At 55.0% G+C, this 13,878-nt stretch carries 12 protein-coding genes; 6 read left to right on the forward strand and 6 right to left on the reverse strand.

Features of this window, described 5'->3' with window-relative positions; genetic code table 11:
* Nucleotides 1-10 precede the first annotated feature (10 nt).
* From lexA to EBB_RS11480, 4 genes are read left to right on the forward strand one after another with little or no spacing between them, the layout of a single operon-like run.
* On the forward strand, nt 11-622 hold the full coding sequence (gene lexA, locus EBB_RS11465; protein ID WP_192393991.1) for a transcriptional repressor LexA: 612 nt from the start codon (nt 11-13) through the stop codon (nt 620-622).
* The gene (gene imuA, locus EBB_RS11470) at nt 619-1,230 is read left to right on the forward strand and encodes a translesion DNA synthesis-associated protein ImuA (protein ID WP_192393992.1); all 612 of its coding nucleotides are present in this window, start codon (nt 619-621) and stop codon (nt 1,228-1,230) included. The genes lexA and imuA overlap by 4 nt, the downstream gene beginning before the upstream one ends.
* A gap of 7 nt (nt 1,231-1,237) precedes the next feature.
* Nucleotides 1,238-2,728: a Y-family DNA polymerase gene (locus tag EBB_RS11475; protein WP_192393993.1), complete on the forward strand. Its 1,491-nt coding sequence runs from the start codon at nt 1,238-1,240 to the stop codon at nt 2,726-2,728.
* Complete coding sequence (locus tag EBB_RS11480) at nt 2,712-5,816, forward strand: error-prone DNA polymerase (RefSeq protein WP_192393994.1); 3,105 nt, start codon at nt 2,712-2,714, stop codon at nt 5,814-5,816. Before EBB_RS11475 ends, EBB_RS11480 begins: the two co-directional genes overlap by 17 nt.
* A 47-nt stretch (nt 5,817-5,863) precedes the next feature.
* Here the strand turns inward: EBB_RS11480 and EBB_RS11485 are convergent, their stop codons facing one another.
* The gene (locus EBB_RS11485; RefSeq protein ID WP_192393995.1) at nt 5,864-7,411 is read right to left on the reverse strand and encodes an amidohydrolase family protein; all 1,548 of its coding nucleotides are present in this window, start codon (nt 7,409-7,411) and stop codon (nt 5,864-5,866) included.
* A 391-nt stretch (nt 7,412-7,802) separates the two neighbouring features.
* On the opposite strand from EBB_RS11485, the gene EBB_RS11490 reads away from it, so the two are divergent.
* Together EBB_RS11490 and EBB_RS11495 are read left to right on the forward strand one after the other, a co-directional pair.
* Nucleotides 7,803-8,111: a sll1863 family stress response protein gene (locus tag EBB_RS11490; RefSeq protein WP_192393996.1), complete on the forward strand. Its 309-nt coding sequence runs from the start codon at nt 7,803-7,805 to the stop codon at nt 8,109-8,111.
* 602 nt (nt 8,112-8,713) lie between these two features.
* Nucleotides 8,714-9,820, forward strand: a complete 1,107-nt coding sequence (locus EBB_RS11495; protein ID WP_192393997.1) for a hypothetical protein — start codon at nt 8,714-8,716, stop codon at nt 9,818-9,820.
* Nucleotides 9,821-9,886: 66 nt separating this feature from the next.
* Here the strand turns inward: EBB_RS11495 and rluB are convergent, their stop codons facing one another.
* From rluB to EBB_RS11520, 5 genes are all read right to left on the reverse strand, one after another.
* Nucleotides 9,887-10,609 (reverse strand): 23S rRNA pseudouridine(2605) synthase RluB, encoded by a 723-nt coding sequence (gene rluB, locus EBB_RS11500; protein ID WP_192395004.1) that lies wholly within the window; start codon nt 10,607-10,609, stop codon nt 9,887-9,889.
* A 25-nt stretch (nt 10,610-10,634) separates the two neighbouring features.
* On the reverse strand, nt 10,635-11,519 hold the full coding sequence (gene scpB / locus EBB_RS11505; protein ID WP_371741565.1) for an SMC-Scp complex subunit ScpB: 885 nt from the start codon (nt 11,517-11,519) through the stop codon (nt 10,635-10,637).
* A 223-nt stretch (nt 11,520-11,742) separates the two neighbouring features.
* Nucleotides 11,743-12,564, reverse strand: a complete 822-nt coding sequence (locus tag EBB_RS11510) for a segregation and condensation protein A (RefSeq protein ID WP_192393998.1) — start codon at nt 12,562-12,564, stop codon at nt 11,743-11,745.
* Between the two features lie 2 nt (nt 12,565-12,566).
* On the reverse strand, nt 12,567-13,220 hold the full coding sequence (locus EBB_RS11515; RefSeq protein ID WP_192393999.1) for a site-2 protease family protein: 654 nt from the start codon (nt 13,218-13,220) through the stop codon (nt 12,567-12,569).
* A gap of 5 nt (nt 13,221-13,225) precedes the next feature.
* Nucleotides 13,226-13,846, reverse strand: coding sequence for an L-threonylcarbamoyladenylate synthase (locus tag EBB_RS11520; protein WP_192394000.1), 621 nt, complete (start codon nt 13,844-13,846; stop codon nt 13,226-13,228).
* Nucleotides 13,847-13,878 lie beyond the last annotated feature (32 nt).

Here is a 13,878-nt window from a genome sequence, read left to right on the forward strand (position 1 = left end):
TAAAGACAGCATGAAACCACTCACCGACCGCCAACAAGACATCCTGACCTTTATCGAGCGTAGCCTATTACAGGATGGCTTTCCGCCGACCATCGCCGAAATCGCCGCTGCCTTTGGTGTGCGCTCCACCAATAGTATTCGCGGCCATTTGCAGGCTCTGGCGCGCAAGGGCGCGATCGAACTGGTGCCTGCCGCTTCGCGCGGCATCCGCTTGCTGAAAGCGACACCCAGTCCCGAGCAAGGCCTGCCCCTGGTTGGCCGAGTGGCGGCGGGTCAGCCGATTCTGGCCGAAGAACATATCGAGGGTTATTGCCGGCTGGGACCGGAGTTGTTCGATCACCGCGCCGATTATCTGCTGCGAGTGCAAGGCATGAGCATGCGCGATGCAGGCATTTTGGACGGCGACTTATTAGCCGTGCAACGCACGCCGGAAGCCCGCAACGGCCAGATCGTCGTGGCGCGAATTCACGATGAGGCTACGGTAAAACGGCTACGCCTGGAAGGTGTCAAAGCTTTTCTGGAACCGGCTAATCCGGATTTCGCCATCATTGAAGTCGATTTACAGCGCGAGCAATTGGTAATCGAAGGCGTGGTGGTCGGCGTGATTCGCAGCGGGCTATGAATGCAACTTCCCTGGATCAGCTGTTACGCGCCCAGACCGGGATTTGGCGCGGATTGCATTCGCAAAATCAAAACTGGCGAACAATTGCCAGCGGTTTTGCGGAGTTGGATGCCTTGCTGCCCGGTGGCGGCTGGCCGCTGGGCGGTGTACTGGAAATTCTATCGCCCTTGGGCATCGGCGAACTAAGCCTGTTGCTGCCGGCTATGGCCTCCCTGTCTCAAAGCAAGCGCTGGATAGCCTGGATCGCGCCGCCGCAGCAAGTCTATGCACCCGCCTTATTACAGGCAGGCATTGATGCAAGCTATGTTCTGGTAGCGGATTGCCGGCAAGAAGCGGACATTCCCTGGAGTCTGGAAAAACTGCTGCGCAGCGGCCGCTGCGGTATGGCCTTGGCCTGGCCTCGCCGGCTCAGCGACCATCAAATCCGCCGCTTACAACTGGCCGCAGAAGCCGGCTCGGCGCTGGCAGTGCTATTTCCAAAACAGCGCAGCGGCAGCGGTTACACGGCATTGCGCCTGGAAGTCAGACCCGCAAAAACCGGTCTGGCCTTGCACATTTTAAAGGCGCGCGGCAGCTTGCAACGCGCCTCCTTAACCTTGGCACTATAAGACCGGCATGGCCGCCACTGCCAGAGCATTATCGCCAACGCCGCAGAAGCCGGCCGCACTTGGCGTCAAACCCAACGCAGCCGATAAGCAACTTTGGCTATGCGCGTATTTTCCTGACTTGACTTTGACCGCACTACATCTGGATTTAGGTCAGGCCGTCGCCAGTGCGATGCCGTACAAAGGCCAGACTCGCCTGCATACGGTCTCGGCGCCGGCCCGGCAAGCCGGCGTCGAGTCAGGCATGACACCCGCCGCCGCTTTAGCCCTGTGTCCCGGCGTGAGCATTCATAACCGCGACCCATTCGCCGAACGCCAGGTATTACAACAACTCGCCGAAATTGCCCTGGATTTCAGCCCCTGGGTCAGTTTGGATCAGCCGGACTGCCTGCTGCTGGAAATTCGCTCCTGTCTAACCCTGTTCGGCGGTATAGAGCGCTTACAAGATAAGCTAAGAACGGCATGGCAAACCACCAGGCATCGTCCACTCATTGCCATTAGCCCGACCCCCACCGCCAGCAACTTGCTGGCAAGACTCAGCCTGGAAACCACCATCACCGCCCCCCAGGCCTTGTGCTCGGCACTGGGCCCGCTGCCCATCGCCGCTCTGGCGTTGGACGATAGACTCTTACATCGGCTATTGCGCACCGGCATTCGCCAACTCACCGATCTGTGGCGACTGCCGCGCGACGGTTTAGCCAAGCGCTATGGTGCCGGGTTATTGCAACAACTGGACAGACTCGCCGGCCAGCAGACTCAAATATTACAGGCATTCCATAGTCCGCCGTGCTTCCAGGCCAGTCGAGAAATGCCTATCGAGCTGGAACGCATCGAACATTTTTTCCCGGCCATCGAACAACTGGCCGGCGAATTTGCCGCGTTTCTAAAAACCCGCGATGCCACTACATTAGGCATCACGCTGGAACTGCAGCATCACGGCCGCCCGGCCACGTGTTTGGCATTGGATTTTCGCGCCGGTAACCGCGATCCCAAACACTGGTGCGGTTTGCTGTCCGAAAAACTGGAACGCTCGCCGTTGCCGGCCCCGGTGCTGGCTATCGGCCTTCTCAGCGCAGCCATAGTGCCGTTTCAGCCGGAACGCTTCAGCCTATTCCACGACCACGAGAAGCCGGACAGTAACGCCGAATGGCAAGCCGTTTTGGATCAGTTACAGGCCAGACTGGGCCATAAAGCCTTGAAATTTCCCGGTACGCAAGCCGACCACCGCCCGGAACGTGCCATGATCGACCAGCCAAACTGGCTGACCGCCAATCCCGATTTAGCGCCACGGCCTTTGTGGCTGCTGGCTAATCCCGAACCGGTGCGGCTAAACGGCCTTAGCCTGCTATCGTCGGCGGAACGCATCGAGTCCGGCTGGTGGGACGACCAGCCGATCCGCCGCGACTATCACAGCGCCCAAGATCAACGCGGTCGCAAGCTGTGGGTGTATCGCGATTTAAACGCCAGACACCAGTGGTTTCTACATGGCCTGTTCGGATGAGGCCCTCACGCCAAACCTCGGCTTTGCGGAATTACACTGCCTGTCCAACTTTAGCTTCCTGCGCGGTGCCTCGCATCCGGAAGAACTGGTCGAGGAAGCCGCCCGGCTGGGTTACCAGGCGCTAGCGCTGACCGACGAATGCTCGCTGGCCGGCGTGGTACGCGCGCATCTGGCAGCCAAGAAACACAATATCAAGCTCATCATCGGCAGCGAGTTTGTCTTGGACGACGGCCTGAAACTGGTCTTGCTGGCGACCGACAGAAGTAGCTACGGCAACCTGTCCGCGCTAATCACCCTGGCCCGCCGCCAAGCCGAAAAAGGCCGCTATCGGCTAACCCGATCCGATTTAACCGAACACTTTCCGCAAGGCTGTCTGGCCATCTGGTTAGCCAACGATCAATTCCAGACAGATGACGGCCGATGGTTGCAACAGCTGTTTGCCAACGATCTATGGCTGGGAATCGGCCTATTTCTATCCGGCCGCGACGAAATCCATTGCCAACAAGCGACAGCCGTAGCCCGGCAACTCGATATTCCAATTGTCGCCTGCAACGACGTGCATATGCACCATCGCTCGCGCCGCGCCTTACAGGACACGCTCACCGCGATTCGCCTAAGCCAGCCTTTATCGCAACTGGGCTACGCCTTGTTCGCCAACGGTGAACGGCATCTACACCCCCTGCCCCGGCTAGCCGAGCTTTATCCAGCGGCATGGTTGCAACAATCGTTAATCATTGCCGAACGCTGCCAATTTTCGCTGGACGAATTGCGCTACGAATATCCGCAAGAACTGGTGCCGGATGGGTATACGCCCACTTCCTGGCTGCGGCATTTGACCGAAACCGGCATACAAAACCGCTGGCCGCTTGGCGAGCCGGCAAAAGTTCGTGAACAAATCGAGCACGAGTTAGCGCTGATTGCCGAGCTGGCTTACGAGCCGTATTTCCTGACCGTACACGACATCGTCAGATATGCCCGCGCACAAGGCATCCTCTGCCAAGGCCGTGGTTCGGCGGCCAATTCGGCGGTGTGCTTTTGTTTAGGCATCACAGAAGTCGATCCGGGCCGGATGAATCTGTTGTTCGAACGCTTCTTGTCTCGCGAGCGTAACGAACCGCCGGACATTGATGTCGATTTTGAACACGAACGCCGCGAGCAAGTGATTCAATATATCTACCAAAAATACGGCCGGCATCGCGCCGCGCTGGCTGCCACGGTGATTACCTACCGCACCCGCAGCGCGGTGCGCGACGTCGGTAAAGCCTTGGGACTGAACCCGGCACAAGTAGAACGCCTGGCCGATAGCGTGGATAGATGGGACGGCTATCAATTGATGCCGGAATCTTTAAAAGCATGCGGTTTCGATCCGGACAGCCCCATCGTGCAACGTCTGGCCTTACTGGTTCAGCAAATCAAAGGCTTTCCGCGCCATCTCTCGCAACACGTCGGCGGCTTCGTGATCGCCCGCGATGATTTATCCCGATTAGTGCCAGTGGAAAATGCCGCGATGGCCGATCGCACCGTGATCCAATGGGAAAAGGACGATCTGGAAGCGATGGGCCTGTTGAAGGTGGACGTACTGGCATTGGGCATGCTCAGCGCGATACGTAAAGCGCTGGAATATCTCGGCCAATATACCGGCCGGGCCTGGACCCTGGCCGACATTCCCGCCGAAGACCCCGCGGTTTACGCGATGCTGCAACAAGCCGACAGCATCGGCGTGTTTCAAGTCGAGTCGCGTGCACAAATGACCATGTTGCCACGCCTGAAGCCGGCCAATTATTACGATCTGGTCATCGAAATCGCCATCGTCCGTCCGGGGCCGATTCAGGGCGAAATGGTGCATCCTTACCTGGCCCGGCGCAAAGGCTTGGAGCCCGTGGAGTACCCTAGCCCGGAAGTTAAAGCCGTTTTAGAACGCACGCTGGGCATCCCTATTTTTCAGGAGCAAGTCATGCAACTAGCGATGGTCGCCGCCGGTTTCACTGCCGACGAAGCCGATCAACTACGGCGAGCGATGGCGGCCTGGAAGCGTAAAGGCGGTCTGGAACCTTTCGAGCGCAAATTGCTGGACGGCATGCGGGCACGCGGTTACAGCGCTGAATTCGCCCAGCGGATATTTCAACAGATCAAGGGCTTTGGCGATTACGGCTTTCCGGAATCGCATTCCGCCAGCTTCGCCTTGCTGGCTTATGTGTCGGCCTGGTTGAAACGCCATCATCCGGCGGCGTTTTGCTGCGCCTTGCTGAACAGCCAGCCGATGGGCTTTTACGGGCCGTCGCAACTGGTGCAGGATGCGCGGCGGCATGGTGTGGAGGTCAGGCCGGTAGATGTGCAAACCAGCCAGGTAGAGTGCTCACTGGAATTTCCCGCATACGCCGCGCCCGCCTTACGTTTGGGTTTTAATCAGGTCAAAGGTTTATCGGCAATCGCAGCAAGCAAGATTGTCCAACCCCGCAGCGCTAAACCGTTTACCAGTGTCACCGATCTGGCCGCGCGCGCCGGTCTGGATCGGCAAGATTTGGAACACCTAGCGGCGGCCGATGCGTTAAAAACCCTGGCCGGTAACCGGCATCGGGCCTTTTGGGCCGCTGGCGGTGTGGAAATCGCCACGCCGGTATTTGGCGTAGCGGAGATTGCCGAAGCCACGCCGCTACTAAAAGCGCCCAAGCCGGGCCAGGAGGTATTGGCCGATTACGCCAGCACCCGGCTCAGCCTGCGCGAACACCCGCTGGGTCTGCTGCGCGAGCGCTTGCGCCGCCGCGGCGTCACCACTGCCGCCTCTTTATGGCAACGCCGTAACGGCAGCATCGCTCAAGTCGCCGGTCTGGTGATCTGCCGGCAACGGCCGATGACCGCCGCCGGCGTGACTTTTGTCACCCTGGAAGACGAAACCGGACAGGTCAATCTGGTAGTCTGGCCCGCCACTGCCCTCGCTCAACGTAAACCCTTGCTGAAAGCTCGCCTGTTATCGGTGACCGGCACCATTCAGCAGGAAGACGGTGTACTGCATCTGGTGGCCGGCAAGCTGGAGGATTGGAGCAGTTGGATAGGCGATTTGGAAACTAAATCCAGGGATTTTCATTGAAATCTTGAGCAACTCCCAGGACCTTCCCCCCGTTGCGCGGCTCAGGGCTATTCTTCAAGTTCAAGCTGTTTGGCTATTCGTGCTTCGAAAGCGGCAAAACGTTTATCCAATTCCCGTAGCGCCTCCGCCTTTTCCTGGTCATGCAAAAAAGCGTAATCGATACTGTTGTAAACCACGGCCTTCAATTCCTCGTAAGAAGGTTTGTAACGACTGGTAAACAACAGATATTCGTTGCTTAAATTGTTGCGCGACACCCCGGCGTCATCGGTGGAAATCACATAAGGCACGTGATAGCGCCGATATAACAGCAAGGGATGAGCCTCGTATTCCACCCCCAAAATAAACGCATTGCTGGTCAGATTGATCTCGACCGCCACGTCGCCGGTTTTCATCTGTTCCAACAATGGGTAGGCATCGGCTTCATGCACAATGTCCACCGCGTGGCCGATGCGCCGCGCGCCAGCAATGTTTAGCGCTTCGTTGATATGGCTCTTCAAGCCTTCCGGCGGCACCATACCCAACACCAACTCACCGGCATGCAGGGACAGCTTGGTTTCGGGAAAGTGCTGCCGCAAAAAACGTAGCATTTTCATATGCAAGCTATAGTCGCGCATCGCGATATAGCCGTTTTCCGGTCCCACCAAATTAACGCCAACAATTAAAGCCGAATGCTTGGTGGCGGCGAAAGCGGCATACAAACCGGAAAACACCTTGGCCGGAGCACTGTTGCGCGAGACATAGGTCTGAAAGCGCAGCGTAAAGTTGCCATCGTTGATACCGGCGGCCGCTTGTGCATGGGAGACGGCATACTCCTCGACGGCGGCCTTGGCTGCCGGGTCGCTTGCCAGAAAATCGAAATAAGCCTGAAAGGCCGCTTCCATTTCCAGATCGGTGCTGTCGGCGTTTAGGGCATTGAGTGTCTTTGCCAGCGCCGGGTTATCGATGGCCGGCGCGCTTTTCAGCATGGTTTCCAAATACAACACGTTTTCGGCTATAGCCCGTTCCTTAAGCGCCTGCAAACCTGCTTGATAGGAATAGTCCGACACCGAACCAAAGAAACCGAATGTGTCGAAAAACTGTTGGTCCGGCGGGGATTGTTCGTGAAAGTGGTTGGCAAAATCTTTATCCGACCAGCGCTTCAGCAGATCGCGGTAGAAAGCCGAATATTTTTTTTGGGTCCGCAGTTCGCCCGCGCTGACACACGTGCCTGACTTCCAATGCTTGACCACCTCGTATTTAGCCACCGAATCCGGCTCCGCTTTGGTGCCGCCTTGGCAGGCATTGTCCAAGCAAATACAAAAACGGCTTTTATCCACCCAATCCAGATAAGTCTCGGCATACAGCGCACCCGAATAATGGTGGTGAAGATCGCCGCCCTTGGGCAATTGATTGGTAAACAGGGTCAATTCGGCGATGCTGGGTATCGCGCCGGAGATCAGCTCGTGATAGTAATCACGCGTTGCCTGATAATTCAAATCCGGCACGGATTGGACAACCAGGCTTTCGCCGGGAGCCTCCGCCAAATCGGCATGATTGGCACACCCGGAAACCAGAAAAACAGCTGCCAGAAAGGTAAACTTTAGGGTTGAGATCATCCGCCAAATTGCCATTTTTCTAACCGCCCCGGTATAAAAACCTGCTGGAATTGGAACAAACATCGAAAATCGGCCCATGGTAAGCCATCCTGATTTCCAAAGACTAGCCAATTGTTTCAAAGGGTGTTTTACCAAGCCGGACAAAGGGGCACTAATCCGAGTAGCCAGTGAAATCGGTTTGGGAACAAAAACCGCCCTTATTGGCCCACGAACCCAAATCTTTGCGCCGGGGTGCTTTTCAATCAGGTACTTACAGGAACAACGCTTATGCTTAGCTGCTAAGCATCAACTAATCTTTAATTTCATAACCTTAGCAAATCCGACAACCGGTAACACAAGTTTGTTAGACTGCACACTCAATCAACCAATCCCCGCGCGGGAGGACTGTGCCATGACCAAAGATGAACTGCTAGCGAAAATTAATACTTCGATTGACGAACAGCAAGTGAAATTGGAAGAGCTAAAGCAAAAAGCCCTAGACGAATCCCACGAGGCGCTGGATGATGTCCGCGCGGCAATCGCCGAGCTAGAGCCAAAATTGGACCAAGCCAAGGCTAAAGCCGAAGAAATCGCTGCCGTCGCCGACGAAACCTGGGACGATGTTAAAGAAAGTTTTGAAAGTGGCTGGAAAGAATCCGCCGCAAAACTGGAAGAAGGCTGGCACAGTTTCACGGACAAGTTGAAATCCTTCCTGTCTTGATCCGCGCTTAATGCACTACCCCAAAAATGCCGTTCTTCGTTAGGTTAGAGACCTTTAAGCTGGGTTTCCGCTATCGCTCCTACCCAGCCTACGCAATATAAATTTGCGGACGGTTTGTCCCGTATGCCGCGCCGAGTACCGCAGCTTTTGATAGGAATAGCCCGTAGGGGTGCGGCATGGATGCCGCACGTTGCCGAAGGGGCAGGAAGCCCCTTCGGCAACCCCTAGCAAAAGCGAGGAACGCAGGAGTTAAACGGCATCCGGGCCGCCTTTTCTTTGGATACTTTCTTTTGGCGGAGCGAAAGAAAGTATCTCGCCCGCCGGTGCGAGAACCGGCATTCAAAATAAACCTCGCGATAGCGAAACATTGTTTACGTAATCCGCCAATCGCGTGAGGACATGCGCATCGACCGAAAAACAAGACACTTTATTCTTCGGAATAGAGTGGCATTGTTTTTGACTTTCAAAAACTACCAACTATAGTGAGTTGCGAGCAACCTTTGCAGCAACTTTGCTGGTAATCGTTTTGCAAGTGCCGACCGAGCTCCCATCAGCAATTCAATGCCGTGTAAGCATAATCTCAAGCCATTTAGAGCAGAAAAATGTTGAAGAATTTTTTTAAGAAAAAAGTTACGACAATTGAGACGGAAACTAACTATCCAGCGGTCAATCTCACACCAACCGACTTAGAAGAACTCAAAAAGATATTAAGAGCGGCACTTCCGAATATCCAAGCAGAAAATAACCCGCTTGCTTGGTCTTGGGATCCGGACTTATGGGTGTCCGGCAAATTGCATTACCTAATCCCGCACGAGGTCGCTACTACAAAGGATATTGCCGAATTTCTAAGATATATCCGTACCGCTTCACTGATTTTTCCAGGAGGACCATTCATTTGGGATCTCAATTCGCTGGACAATTTAGTGTTTCTACCAACGAGCCACGCGGAACGAAAGCAAAAAACCGGTATCTTTGCCGCAATTTATTCGGCTAGCGACGAACCATACCAAGCCTACTGCCAATTCGTGGCAGAAATTCTAAGAAACATCAAGAACAACCATGACGAAACCTTAGCCAATACCGAGAACAGCGTGCAAAGACGAGCATTGGCCGCTATGAGATCGGCGGCTCAAATTTTGGATTTTCAACGTAGTTTGCGTGCAGGACTTGTCAGCACAAGTCCCGAAAACGTCAAATACTTCCTAAGCGATACCGACGAACTCTTGTTCGGCAGGCCTGATAGGCCGGCAACCGTAAAGGTCAAATTCCAACAAGAATCGGTATCTGTGGTGCTCCCGCACTACGTGCGTATTTCTAAAACGCCCGCCGACCAGATCGAGGCAACCTTTGGCGAGGATTACATCTGTAGGCTTGAAATTTCGAGAGTCCACTCAGATGGTCCGGAATATCCCGAAGAATTTGGAGTATATCTGGTCAAACAATCTGCGGAAAAGCAAGGGATGACGGTCAACTACTCTGCCGACGGCAAGGCGATAATTCCCGTCCCGCCTTTAATAAAACAAGTACGCGACCAACTGCTTCAGGTTTTTCACTTCACTATTGGCACAAAGCGAAGCGTATTCACCATGACCCTGACGTGTCCTCCGCTACAAAATCTTCCAGAACAAGAAAAGACTCGAATCAACCAAATCATTAATGGGGTGATCGCAACGCTGACCGAAGAGAATCCGACCTCAAAACTCCACTGAACTATTAAGATCATCGCGTCGCAGCGGACACGGCTTCCGATTGCAGCATCGATTAGTTCAACGCGACTACAACCCCACAAACTCCATCAAAGCCGCCAATTCCTTAGCCTCCAATTCATAAAACGAATGCGCCCTAACCCGCTCCGGCAAGGTAACATCGCCGTAGCGAACCCGGATCAAGCGGCTGACTTTAACCCCCTGCGATTCCCATAAACGCCGCACCAAACGATTCCGCCCTTGCTTCACCGTGGCATAAAACCATTTATTGGCACCTTCGCCGGCGTAGAAGCTGACGTCTTCGAAATGCGCGGGGCCGTCGTCCAGTTCCACGCCTTGTTTCAGGCGCGCCAGCATCGCATCGTCGACTTCGCCCAATATCCGCACCGCATATTCGCGCTCGACCTCCTGGGACGGGTGCATCAAGCGGTTGGCCAATTCGCCGTTATTGGTAACTAAAATCATACCGGAGGTATTGATGTCCAGACGGCCAACCGCTATCCAGCGGCCGACTTGCAGGCGCGGTAGTTGGGTGAAGATCACCGGGCGGCCTTCCGGGTCGCGGCGGGTAACCAACTCGCCTACCGGTTTGTGGTACACCAGCACCCTGGTCGGTTGCTCAGCGTATTTTTCCCATTTCACGACCCGGCCATTGATTTGCAGATGGTCGTCCGGCTTTAAGTGGTAACCCGGTTGCACCGGGTTGCCGTTGACGGTGAGCTTGCCCTCTTCTATCCAGCGCTCGATTTCCCGACGCGAGCCGACGCCGGCCCGCGCCAGTAGTTTCTGGATGCGCTCGCCGCCGGCTGGCGCGGCTTTAGTGGAGGGTAAGCTTTTCGGTGCCGAGGCCGGCTTCGGCTTGTGGGTCGAACTCGGTTTCCGCGGCTGCGGTTTCTGGCTCCGTTTGTCCTGCGGGGCTGACGGGTTGTTCGATCTCGGCGGTTTGCGGTCTTTCACTGTGGTCCTGCTCGGGTTGCGGTTGAGGCGAGTTGCCGAAATCGAAATTGACGATTTCTTCCAGCGTCGGTAATTCGCTCAATGAGGTTAAATTGAAATAATCCAGAAATTGCTTGGTGGTGCCGAATAAAGCCGGCCGGCCCGGTACTTCCTTATGGGCGATGACGCGAATCCACTCCCGTTCCAACAGGGTTTGAATGATGGAACTGCTGACGCTGACACCGCGAATATCCTCGATTTCGCCGCGCGTCACCGGCTGGCGGTAGGCGATAATCGCCAAGGTTTCTAAAAGCGCGCGCGAATAACGGGCCGGCTTTTCCTCGAATAAGCGGGTGACATAAGGCGAGAGGCCCTCGCGCACCTGAAACCGGTAGCCGCTGGCCAATTGCCGCAGGCCGATGGGTCGGTCAGCGTAGTCGCGGGCGATTTCATCCAGGGCCATTTGTACCGACAAGGTATCGGGTTGTTCCAACTCCGGAAAGGTTTCCTGAATCTGCCTGATCGTCATCGGCCGATTAGCGGCAAACAAAATGGCTTCCACGATGCGCTTGGTGTTCATGTCGCACTCTTTAGTTATTTCAGGCAGTAGACGGTGGCGTTCGACCACGATGGGTTGGTAAGTACTGGCGCGAATAATCTCGGCCCAACGCCGCGGTAAGCGGCTTGCGCGCCTAGACTCGCTAACGGCCGCAGCCTCCGGCATGGGCAGTTGCCAGCTACTCTGCCAACCCGACTGCAAGCGCACCGCGTGCCTAGGGGACGTTGGCAAAACCACCGGCTTGCTTGGTTCTTGGATGTGAACAACCGCGACGCGCGGCTCGCTGGACCAGTTAGCCGGCAAACGCACGGCTCGACGCTTGACCGGCACGAATATCGTAACCGGCTCGGGCTTGATGCGAGGCTTGCGGGGCGCTCTGGGTTTGGCCGTGGGAATAACATCATCAACGACGGTTTCGGCTAGCTGCGGATCAGTCCCCGGTGCCGCTATCGACGCGGATTCTGACGTGGATGCCGGCGTAGGGTTCGGACTGGAAGATGTCGATGATGCGTTCCTTGGAGAGTTCAAGGATGGCAAGAAACGCGACAACCACTCCGTTTTTTCCTTCACTTCGGGTAAAACACGCTGCGAAAGGGAGCTGATTTGCTCCGTTAAGTTTTTCCAAAATGGCTGCCATTCGTTCACGGACTGATAGGGGTTCTTTGGTTATTTGATGGTGGGTAAGCCTCTCGGCGCGCTTCAGTATGTCCTGGAAGGCCAGCAGCAGTTCCTTGAGTTGCACATCCGGCAAAATTTGCTGTACATCCACGGTCGAAGTGTCAACGCCAAATTCAAAGGTGTCGCGCTCGTTTCGCGGCAGCTGGTCGATTTCTTCCGCCACTTTTTTGATCGCTTCGTATTCCTGCAACTTGCGGATCAAAAACGCTCGCGGGTCTTCCTCTTCTTCCTCGCTTTCCGGCTGTCTAGGCAACAACATCCGCGATTTGATCTCCGCCAGCAATGCGGCCATTACCAGATATTCTGCGGCCAGCTCCAGACGCAGATTTTCCATCATGTCGATATAGGCAATATATTGCCGGGTAATCTGGGCGATGGGGATGTCGAGAATATCCAGATTCTGCCGGCGAATCAAATACAACAGCAAATCCAGCGGCCCTTCGAACGCGTCCAAAAATACTTCCAACGCATCCGGGGGAATATAAAGGTCTTCCGGTAAATCCTGATAAGGCTGGCCTTGCACCAACGCCAGAGGCGGCAGCGCGGCTTCAACCGGTAATGCTACTTCGTTCAAAACTACATGCCCGCCAAACTAAAAAATAATTGTTGGGCGTAGTACATCGGATAAGCCAGCAAATATTGCAACACGTCGGTAGCGAGTAATATCAACAAAAAAATAAAACCAAACCGTTCCAAACGATTGTATTGCCAGGCCCAATAATCCGATAGCACCCCGGACAAAATCCGGCTGCCGTCCAACGGCGGAATCGGCAAAAGATTGATCAAAGCCAAAACCAAATTGATGCTGATGCCGGCGACACCGCTGTAAATTAACGGGAAGGAGATATATTCGATTTCCAACATCACACCGATTCTAGCCAGCAAAGCCCAGGCCATCGCCATCAATAGATTGGAAAGGGGGCCGGCTACCGCCACAATCGCCATCGCTTGGCGCGGCTTTTTAAACGCGCGCGGATCGACCGGCACCGGCTTGGCCCAACCGAACACGAAGCCAGTAAAGGTAAGCAATAACAAACCGGGGATAATCAGCGTACCCAGCACATCGATATGTTTGAGAGGATTCAGCGTTAAGCGGCCTTGATCGGCAGCGGTGTTATCGCCCAATTTCTTCGCGACCCAACCGTGTGCCACCTCGTGACCGGTGATCGCAAAAATCACCGGCAGAATCCACACCACGATCCTTTGTATCAGAGTTAATTCGTCCATCATGGCTTTTACTCCAACATCGGCGCAATACCGATACCTTGCCGAACAATGTCAATCGACTTGTCGCCGCAAGCGATGACGGTCGTGGGTTGATATTCGATCACGCCCACGTCTATCACCAGGGCCAACTCTTTTTCCAGCCGCTTTCTGATTTCGTAAGGATCGGCCAAAGGCTCGTCATCACCGGGCATCATCAACGTGGAGGTCAATAATGGTTCGCCCAGCTGCTCGACCAAGGCTTGCGCCACCGGATGGTCGGTGATTCTGACGCCTATGGTTTTCTTTTTCGGATGTTGTAAACGGCGCGGCACTTCGCGCGTGGCATCCAGCAAAAACGTAAATGGACCGGGCGTCAGTTTTTTGATCAAGCGATGAGCTTCGTTACCCATTTTGGTAAAGTTGGAAACCTGCGACAAGTCGGTGCACAACAGCGTGAAGTTATGATTATCGTCCAGCCGGCGAAGGCTGCGAATTTGATCCATCGCCGCCTTATCGCCGATCTGGCAACCCAGCGCGTAGGAAGCTTCCGTGGGGTAGGCTATTACACCGCCTTCGCGCAGGATATTGACCGCTTGTTGAATCAAACGCGGCTGCGGGTTCTTCGGATGAATTTCGAAATATTGCGCCATTGGCTAGAAATATCGGCTTGGGTAAAACGACA

This window comes from Methylomonas fluvii (assembly GCF_014850975.1).
GTDB lineage: Bacteria > Pseudomonadota > Gammaproteobacteria > Methylococcales > Methylomonadaceae > Methylomonas > Methylomonas fluvii.